The organism is Roseibium sp. RKSG952 (assembly GCF_009711355.1).
In genome coordinates this window covers 1-519 of sequence record NZ_SMMF01000292.1, presented here as the reverse complement: position 1 = coordinate 519, position 519 = coordinate 1, and the positions used below count along the sequence as shown (strand labels likewise).

At 52.0% G+C, this 519-nt stretch carries 1 protein-coding gene; it reads right to left on the bottom strand.

Going from position 1 to position 519, the window contains the following annotated elements; translation table 11 throughout:
• Positions 1 to 73: 73 nt before the first annotated feature.
• The coding region (locus E1297_RS49510) for a hypothetical protein (RefSeq protein WP_209015543.1) at positions 74 to 519 on the bottom strand (446 nt) is incomplete at its 5' end.

The window sequence follows — 519 nt, the reverse complement described above, 5'->3', positions numbered from 1 at the left end:
TTGCTCACGTTCAACAAAAGCCCACTGTTCTTAACGTCTTCCCTTCCCTGAAGGACGGGGGAGACGTTAACTCCTATGGCCTCGGAACGGTCACGTTCGGCCAGGGTGTTCTGGGTATGTCTGAGACCGGAACGTCATCCGGACCGAATTCGAACGTATCCAGGAAATCCGCTATGTCCTTCTTGATGTCTCTGTATTCTCCTTCTGACATCCCGGTCCAGCCTTCCCATAATTTGCCGTCCGGAAGTCTTACTGAGCTGTCTCTATACATAAACTCCGTGTATCCATAGTGTTCTCTCGGAATCTGGCATCCCCACTCGTCTTTGGTTGGGGCGTCCGAGTCGACACGCAGTGCATTGACTAAGAATTTTGGGTTGTAATCTGGTGCGCAGGCTTTTCTTTCACAGTAGTACTTCGTGCCAGTTTCATTGCACCTGACGTAATATGATCGCCTCGACGCTCTGTGGATGTCGTTACCACCCGCGGTTCCGTGATCCAGAAGCGCGGCAAACCCCTTCC